The organism is Cypionkella sp. (assembly GCF_030652235.1).
Classification (GTDB): Bacteria; Pseudomonadota; Alphaproteobacteria; order Rhodobacterales; family Rhodobacteraceae; genus Cypionkella.
On the sequence record NZ_JAUSBA010000031.1, the window covers coordinates 85,720 to 93,432 of the forward strand.

Here is a 7,713-nt window from a genome sequence, read left to right on the forward strand (position 1 = left end):
ACAGAGGATGCCCATGTTTCAGACCTTCGACACCCAAGCCTCTGCGGCCCAAGGCCCGGCCCGGCTTGCTGCCCTGCGCCAAATCCTCGCCACCGAGGGGCTTGCAGGCTTCCTGATCCCGCGCGCCGATGTGCATCAGGGCGAATATGTAGCCAGCCGCGATGAACGCCTGCAATGGCTGACGGGTTTTACCGGGTCGGCGGGCTTCTGCATCGTCCTGCCAGAGATCGCGGGTGTGTTCATCGACGGGCGGTATCGCACCCAAGTCAAAGGCCAAGTCGATCTGGCCCATTTTACCCCAGTGCCTTGGCCCGAAATCAGCGCGGGCGCTTGGTTGAAAGACCAGATGTCCGAAGGCGTTGTCGGCTTTGATCCCTGGCTGCACACCGCTGATGAAGTGGCCAAGCTGGAAGCCGCCTTGGACGGCACCGGGGTGGTTCTGCAAGCCTGCGCCAATCAGATCGACCGCATCTGGCCCGATCAACCGCCTGCCCCGCTTGGCCGCGCCTTCGCCCACCCCGACAGCCTTGCGGGGGAAACCAGCGCCCAGAAACGTGCCCGCTTGGCGGAAGCCCTGCAAGCCCAAGGCCAATCCGCCGCCGTCATCACCCTGCCCGACTCCCTCTGCTGGCTTTTGAACATCCGCGGCGCAGACGTGCCGCGCAACCCGGTGCTGCACGGCTTTGCCATCCTGCACGACAACGCCCATGTCACCCTGTTCGCCGATGCCGAGAAATTCGACGCTGCCACCCGCGCGCATCTGGGCAGTGATGTGCTGCTGCGCCCGATCGCGGCCTTCGTGCCCGCCCTGCGCACGCTGCAAGGCGCGGTCCGGGTAGATCGCACCACTGCCCCCTTGGCAGTTTCCACTGAACTGACCGAAGCCGCGATCACCGTGGCTTGGGGCGACGATCCCTGCCGTCTGCCAAAAGCCAAGAAAACCGCCGCCGAGATTGAGGGCATGCGGCAAGCCCATCTGCGTGACGGCGCGGCTGTGGTCGAATTTCTGTGCTGGCTCGATCAGCAAACCCCCAACGGCGGCCTGTCCGAGATCGACGTGGTGCGTGCTTTGGAAGGTTTCCGCCGCGCCACCAATGTGCTGCACGACATTTCCTTCGACACCATTTGCGGATCAGGCCCGAATGGCGCCATCATGCATTACCGGGTCACAGAAGAGTCCAACCGCGCAATTGGTCGGAATGAATTGCTGCTGGTGGACAGCGGCGCACAATATCGCGATGGCACCACCGACATCACCCGCACGATTGCGGTGGGCGATCCCGGCGACTACGCCCGCACCTGCTTTACCCGCGTGCTGCAAGGCACCATCGCCATCAGCCGCGCACGCTGGCCGCAAGGCTATACCGGGCGCGATCTTGATCCCCTCGCGCGCTACGCCCTCTGGCTTGCAGGCCAAGATTTCAACCACGGCACCGGCCATGGCGTTGGGGCGTTCCTGTCGGTCCACGAAGGCCCGCAGCGCTTAAGCCGCATCTCGGAAGTCCCGCTCGAATCCGGCATGATCCTGTCAAACGAACCCGGCTATTACCGCGAGGGCGAATTCGGCATCCGGCTGGAAAACCTGATCGTGGTGCAACCTGCCCCACACCTGCCCGGCGGCGATGATGAGCGCACCCAATTCAGCTTTGAAACCCTCACCTTCGTGCCCTTCGACCGCCGCTTGATCGTCACCGCCCAGCTTTCGCCCGGTGATCGCGATTGGCTCAACGTCTACCACGCCGCAACCTTGGCAAAACTGACGCCGCGCCTGTCTGCCGAAGCGCTGGCATGGTGCCAAGCCGCCTGCGCCCCATTGTAAAGGCCGCAAACCGCGCTAAATTTCTGCAAACCGCAGGAGGCGCGCATGGCTTACATCACCATCACCCCGAAGGATCGCCCGCTGACCATCACAGCGGGCGGCACGCGCTTAGGCGAAACCCGCAACGCCCTAGAGTTGAAAGAGGGCAGCTACCCGCCGGCTTTGTACATTCCGCGCGCCGATATCGACATGGGATTGCTGGAAAAGACCAGCCGCCAAACCACCTGCCCGCACAAAGGCTTGTGCAGCTATTACTCGATCAAAACCACCGAGGGCTTGATGGAAAACGCCGTCTGGTCCTACGAAGCCCCGGTTCCCGGTATAGAGGCCATTGCCGGACATCTGGCGTTCTATCCAGATAAAGTCAGCTTCAGTTGACGGCCTCACCAGCAGTTTGAAATCCCGACAAACTGGGTGCCGATTGCAACACAGAGTTTCCTGAACAGATCGTTAAAAATCCAAGCCATCGGGTTTAAAGCCACTACATCTTGCGGAAAAATCAAGAAAAATCTCTAAAAATCACAAGTCATTCCCCGTGGGGAAGATTTTCACACTCAGAACCCGCCCACCAACAGCCGCTGCGCGTTGCTTACGCCGCAGCCTCTGCCGCCACCTTGCGGATCCGCTCCACCATCGCCCGCACCCCGTTAGAGCGTTGCGATGACAAATGCTCGTTCAACCCCAACCGCCCCATCTCGGCATGCGCATCGACCCGCGCCACCTCGGCAACCGGCAGTCCGGCATAAAGCGCGTGCAGCACCGCGATCAGCCCGCGCACGATCATCGCATCCGACTCGCCCTGAAACGCGAACCGGCCATCCGCCACCATCGGCCGCAGCCAGACCTGCGACGCACAGCCCTCGACCTTCAGCGCAGGCACCTTGAAACTGTCCTCCAGCGGCGGCATCGCGCGGCCCAGATCAATCACATGCCGGTAACGCTCCTCCCAGTCATCCAGGAACTCAAAGGTCTCGGCAATCTCTTCAAAGGCGGGCGTGGCCATAGGTGTCTCCATCTCTCCCCCCGAGGTAGTGCTCCCCAGCCCAAACGTCCAGTCCAAGCGGGCTTTTCAAACCGCCCTCAATCGGCTACCGATCATGCAACGCCAAAGGGATGCCCATATGCGCTTTCGCCTGCCCATCGCCATTCTTGCCCTCACCGCCATGACCGCCTGCGGTGGCTTTTCCAGCCGTCTGAACCCGTTCAAATGGTTCAAACGCTCGGCCCCGGTTGAAGTGGTCAGCACCGAGACACCCGCCGATCCGCGCCCGCTCGTCGCCGACGTGCTGTCGATGAAGATCGAACCCTACCCCGGCGGTGCCATCATCCGCGCCACCGGTCTGACGCCGACGCAAGGCTTCTGGAGCGCCGAACTGGTGCCGCAACCGCTGGATGAAAAAGGCACGCTGGTGCTGGAATTCCACGTATTCCCACCCGCAGGGGCCACCGCCGTGGTCAACCAGCAATCGCGCGAAATCACTGTGGCCTACAACTTGTCCGACATCAAACTGCAACAGATCAATCAGATTGTCGTGCAAGGTGCCCGCAACGCCCGCGCCAGCAGCCGATAAGGCGCAGAGATAACGGGCAAGGGACCACAGCATATCGTGGTCCCTTGCCCAAAACACACAATCCTCTCCCAGCTGGGAAACCCTCGAACCGCTGTCAGCCGCTAAATCCGCACCACCCGCACATCATTGCCCTTGGCCGACAGCGCAATCTCACCCCGGCAAAGCCGCATCGCATCATCGCCAAACGCCTCTGCCCGCCAGCCCTTCAGCGTCTCCAGATTGCGCTCTCCGGCGGCAATCGCATCCAGATCAGAAGCCGAGGCGATCAATTTAGGGGCCACCCCCAAACTCTCGGATTTCGCCTTCAACAACACCCGCAGCAAATCGGCCAAAGCCGGATTGACCTGCATCTGATCTTTCGACAGATCCGGTTTCGGCAGATCTTCCTGCTTCATCTCCATCCCAGCCTTGATCGCCGCCAATATCCCCTCGGCAATCTCAGTCTTGCGTCCCTCACGCAGCAACAGCCGTGAGCGGCCCAGCTCCTCAACATTGGTTGGCCGGGTCGAGGCCAGTTCCAACAGCGCGTCGTCCTTCATCACCCGGCTGCGCGGCACGTTGTTGCCTTGGGCATATTCCTCACGAAACCGCGCCAATTCTTTGACCACGCCCAGAAACCGTCCCGAGGTGGTGCGCGTCTTCACCCGCAACCAGGCCTCTTCGGGATGCACGGTATAGGTCGCAGGATCGGTCAGAACCGAAAGCTCCTCCTCCACCCAAGCCTGCCGCCCGTTCTTCGCCAGCTGTGCCGCTAGAAACTCATAAATCACCCGCAAATGCGTCACATCCGCCAAAGCATATTCGCTCTGTGCCGAGGTCAGCGGCCTGCGCGACCAATCGGTAAACCGCGAGGTTTTATCCAAATTCTCCTTGGCGATCTTCTTCACCAAAGTCTCATAACCGACCTGCTCGCCAAAACCGCAGACCATCGCCGCGACCTGTGTGTCAAACAGCGGCTTCGGAAACACATTGCCTTCCACGAAAAATATTTCCAAATCCTGCCGCGCGGCATGGAACACCTTGACCGTCGCCTCATGGCGAAACAGGTCATACAACGGCTCCATCGACATCGCAGACCCCTCAATCGGGTCAATCAACACCGCATCGCCGTCTTTCCCCGGCAAAGCCATCTGGATCAGGCACAGCTTTGACCAATAGGTCCGCTCGCGCAGAAATTCGGTATCAATGGTGACAAAGGGTTTTGACTTCGCGGCTGCACAAAAAGCGGCAAGGTCTTCGGTGGTTGTAATCGTGCGCATGGGCGTCTTTCGCAAAGGGCTTACGGGGGTATCCCGCCCCCCCGCTATAGGCAGCATTGCCGGCCAAGAAAAGCCCAAGCGCTTGATGGTTGCCAAATACTCATAGCGGCGGCTCCAAGGCCACAGCACCGCCGCTTGATCGGCCAAGCACCTCTCACAACCTAAACTGAGAAACCTCAAGTATTTGCTCTTTTAGAAATACTCCCGCCGGAGGCTTCCTGCGCCACAGCCCGCAAACCGCGATCAGGTGTAACCCACCGCAAGCACCCCATACCAAAGCCTTAAAGCGTGGCTCGATGCCCCAAGAAGGCGCCCCGTCAAAGGTCCAGCCGGTTGCGATCCCCCTGCGCAAACCGCCGCAACACCGCCGGATACAACCGATGCTCTTGCCTCAACACCCGCGCCGACAGATCCGCCTCGCGATCCCCCGGCAAAACGGCCACCCGCGCCTGTCCCAAAATCGGCCCGGCATCAAGTTCCGCCGTCACCTCATGCACCGTGCAGCCCGCCTCGGTATCACCAGCAGCCAAAGCCCGCGCATGGGTATGGAGCCCCGGATATTTTGGCAACAGCGAAGGGTGAATGTTCAACATCCGCCCCTCAAACCGCCGCACAAACTCCGGCGTCAGCACCCGCATAAACCCCGCCAAACACAGAATGTCAGGCTTCGATGCCAAAATTGGCGCGAGCAAAGCCGCTTCAAACGCGGCCCGATCCCGGCCAAACGGCCGATGATCCACCGCCGCCACTGCCACGCCCATCTCGGCCGCCCGCACCAGACCCGCAGCACTTGGATCGTTCGAGCCGACAAACACCGCCCGCCCGGGATGATCGCCCACCATATCGCGCAGCAGGGCCAGCATGTTAGAGCCGCCGCCCGAAATCAGGACGGCAACCCGTTTCACAGCAAACGGCCCGTGTAGATCACACCCTCACCAGCAACAACACGGCCCAAAGCCACCACAGTCTCACCCTCTGCCCGCAGCAATGCGCTCAAAGCCTCCGCCCGATCCGCCGCCACAACCGCGATCATGCCGATGCCGCAGTTGAAGGTTTTCAGCAGTTCCGGTTGGCTCATATTGGCGGTCGTCGCCAACCAGCGAAACACCCCCGGCAATTCCCAAGCCGACAGATCAATCTCGCAGGCCAGCCCTTCCGGGATCACCCGTGGCGGATTTTCGGTCAAACCGCCACCGGTGATATGCGCCAAAGCATGAACCCCACCCGCCCGCACTGCCGCAAGTGCCTGCTTCACATAAAGCCGCGTCGGCGCCAGCAGCGCCTCGCCCAAAGTGCCGTCTGAGAACGGCGAGGCCGCATCCCAACCGAGACCCGACAGTTCCACCACCTTGCGCACAAAAGAATAGCCGTTCGAATGCACGCCGTTCGAGGCTAGCCCCAGCAGCACATCGCCCGCCATCACGCCAGATGGCAAATCCGCACCGCGCTCCATCGCACCCACCGCGAAACCAGCCAGATCAAAATCACCCTTGTGATACATGCCCGGCATCTCGGCGGTCTCGCCACCGATCAACGCACAGCCCGAAGCCTCACAGCCCGCCGCAATGCCGTTGATGATGCGCGTGGCTTCCTCGACATCCAGCTTGCCGGTCGCGAAATAATCCAAGAACAACAAGGGTTCTGCGCCCTGGCAGACCAGATCGTTGACGCACATTGCCACCAGATCGACGCCAATCGTGTCAACATTGCCAGTATCAATCGCAATCCGCAGTTTGGTGCCAACCCCATCCGTCGCCGCCACCAAAATCGGATCCTGATAGCCCGCCGCTTTCAGATCGAACAAAGCACCAAACCCGCCCAAGCCCGACATCACGCCAGAGCGTAACGTGCGTTTGGCGGCGGGCTTGATCCGCTCAACCAAAGCGTTGCCCGCATCAATATCAACGCCCGCATCCGCATAGGTTAGGCCATTGTGTCCGGTACTCATGCGCAGATTCCCCAAGCTAAAAGGCGACTGCCGACCCCATAAGCCATCCGGCCCGCGCGCGCAACGCAGGCGCCGCACTCCGGCGGGGTTTTGTCACCCCAAACCTTGACCCCGCCCCAGCATATGCTAGGCACAGGCAGAATGGGTCTGTAGCTCAATGGTTAGAGCAGGGCGCTCATAACGCCTTGGTTGGGGGTTCGAGTCCCTCCGGACCTACCATTCCAACTTGTTGATCTTAAACAAAACTCTTGCTTCACGGTTAGTTGTGCCGTTTTTGGTGCCAAGGCTTGTGCCAGAATCGGGGTGAACGATGGCAGGGAAACTCCGCTATTGGAAAGAAAAAGACGGTAGGTTCTGGGCACGCATCGCAGTTCCAGCGAGCCTGCGACCGTTCCTAGACAATCCACGCAGCGAACTTATAGAGCCCCTCGGTGGTGATCGGCGCGTAGCGTTGCGCTTGCATTCGGCAGCGGTCGCCCGGTTGCAGCTTGAAATCGCAGCAGCAAAACAACGAGCAAGCGGCGCGAATCCTATACCGCTCAAGCCCGCTTCGCCACGCACCCCCATAACCACTGCAGACTTTGGGCGCGCTGTCTGGCAGCGCTATACGGCAGCACTCGCGGCAGACGACGCCAACCGCGAACAGTTTCCAAGTAAGAATGAGATCGACGCCGAATATGACCGAATTATGATGAGGATAGACGCCGGCGAGATCAGCGGCAGTCGCGACCCAATTGGCATGATTAACGCCTACAGCGATTATGAAATGATGTTGATCGCCCGCCAACTTGACGCGAAGGTCCGCGAAAGGCGTTTAGCAGTGCTTTTGGCCAGCCTTGCCTCCGGAGTTACGAACCAAGTCGACGCCGACATTCGACAATACATCACAGAGAACAATCTGATCGTGGAACCGAGCTCTGACAAATGGCGCGAACTTGCGCACGTCGTCACACGTGCAGAGATACAGGCACTTAACAGGCCGCTGAAATAGTCTGGGAACTGGAACGGTTTTCCTTCGGCTGGATTGGTGAGCCTGTTGTCCGGCCCTTCGGCGCGAACGGCCGTCGTGTGTGTTGCCGATTTTCGGCGTTATGCCCTCAGCAACCTGGGCAGTCG

The 7,713-nt window shown here is 60.4% G+C and carries 8 protein-coding genes and 1 tRNA gene; 5 read left to right on the forward strand and 4 right to left on the reverse strand.

The genetic code is table 11. The features are described 5' to 3' along the window. Window positions 1-13: 13 nt before the first annotated feature. A complete protein-coding gene (locus Q7V03_RS09620; protein WP_304925380.1) occupies window positions 14-1,819 on the forward strand; it encodes an aminopeptidase P family protein in 1,806 nt (601 codons plus the stop codon). A gap of 45 nt (window positions 1,820-1,864) precedes the next feature. Then, window positions 1,865-2,197 (forward strand): DUF427 domain-containing protein, encoded by a 333-nt coding sequence (locus tag Q7V03_RS09625; protein WP_304925381.1) that lies wholly within the window; start codon window positions 1,865-1,867, stop codon window positions 2,195-2,197. A 211-nt stretch (window positions 2,198-2,408) separates the two neighbouring features. Here the strand turns inward: Q7V03_RS09625 and Q7V03_RS09630 are convergent, their stop codons facing one another. Beyond that, window positions 2,409-2,822 (reverse strand): SufE family protein, encoded by a 414-nt coding sequence (locus Q7V03_RS09630; RefSeq protein WP_304925382.1) that lies wholly within the window; start codon window positions 2,820-2,822, stop codon window positions 2,409-2,411. A gap of 118 nt (window positions 2,823-2,940) precedes the next feature. Here Q7V03_RS09630 and Q7V03_RS09635 point away from each other — a divergent pair, with 118 nt between their 5' ends. Next, window positions 2,941-3,390 (forward strand): hypothetical protein, encoded by a 450-nt coding sequence (locus Q7V03_RS09635; protein WP_304925383.1) that lies wholly within the window; start codon window positions 2,941-2,943, stop codon window positions 3,388-3,390. Window positions 3,391-3,491: 101 nt separating this feature from the next. On the opposite strand, the gene rnd is transcribed toward Q7V03_RS09635, so the two are convergent. The 3 genes from rnd to purM all read right to left on the reverse strand — a co-directional run bounded on the left by rnd (window position 3,492) and on the right by purM (window position 6,597). Next, entirely contained in the window at window positions 3,492-4,649 is a 1,158-nt protein-coding gene (rnd, locus tag Q7V03_RS09640) for a ribonuclease D (RefSeq protein ID WP_304925384.1), read from the reverse strand. A gap of 317 nt (window positions 4,650-4,966) precedes the next feature. Then, a complete protein-coding gene (gene purN, locus Q7V03_RS09645; RefSeq protein WP_304925385.1) occupies window positions 4,967-5,554 on the reverse strand; it encodes a phosphoribosylglycinamide formyltransferase in 588 nt (195 codons plus the stop codon). Beyond that, complete coding sequence (gene purM / locus Q7V03_RS09650) at window positions 5,551-6,597, reverse strand: phosphoribosylformylglycinamidine cyclo-ligase (protein ID WP_304925386.1); 1,047 nt, start codon at window positions 6,595-6,597, stop codon at window positions 5,551-5,553. The genes purN and purM overlap by 4 nt, the downstream gene beginning before the upstream one ends. Window positions 6,598-6,740: 143 nt before the next feature. Between purM and Q7V03_RS09655 the strand changes: the two genes are divergently transcribed. Both Q7V03_RS09655 and Q7V03_RS09660 read left to right on the forward strand, forming a co-directional pair. Beyond that, window positions 6,741-6,816 (forward strand) — tRNA-Ile (locus Q7V03_RS09655). Window positions 6,817-6,907: 91 nt separating this feature from the next. After that, on the forward strand, window positions 6,908-7,588 hold the full coding sequence (locus tag Q7V03_RS09660) for a hypothetical protein (RefSeq protein ID WP_304925387.1): 681 nt from the start codon (window positions 6,908-6,910) through the stop codon (window positions 7,586-7,588). The last annotated feature ends 125 nt before the right edge of the window (window positions 7,589-7,713 follow it).

Bases quoted from the DNA above. Each gene is read 5' to 3' on its own strand.
- rnd (WP_304925384.1), bottom strand. From the start codon at position 4,649: ATGCGCACGATTACAACCACCGAAGACCTTGCCGCTTTTTGTGCAGCC.
- Q7V03_RS09625 (WP_304925381.1), top strand. From the start codon at position 1,865: ATGGCTTACATCACCATCACCCCGAAGGATCGCCCGCTGACCATCACA.
- Q7V03_RS09635 (WP_304925383.1), top strand. From the start codon at position 2,941: ATGCGCTTTCGCCTGCCCATCGCCATTCTTGCCCTCACCGCCATGACC.
- Q7V03_RS09630 (WP_304925382.1), bottom strand. From the start codon at position 2,822: ATGGCCACGCCCGCCTTTGAAGAGATTGCCGAGACCTTTGAGTTCCTG.
- Q7V03_RS09620 (WP_304925380.1), top strand. From the start codon at position 14: ATGTTTCAGACCTTCGACACCCAAGCCTCTGCGGCCCAAGGCCCGGCC.
- purM (WP_304925386.1), bottom strand. From the start codon at position 6,597: ATGAGTACCGGACACAATGGCCTAACCTATGCGGATGCGGGCGTTGAT.
- Q7V03_RS09660 (WP_304925387.1), top strand. From the start codon at position 6,908: ATGGCAGGGAAACTCCGCTATTGGAAAGAAAAAGACGGTAGGTTCTGG.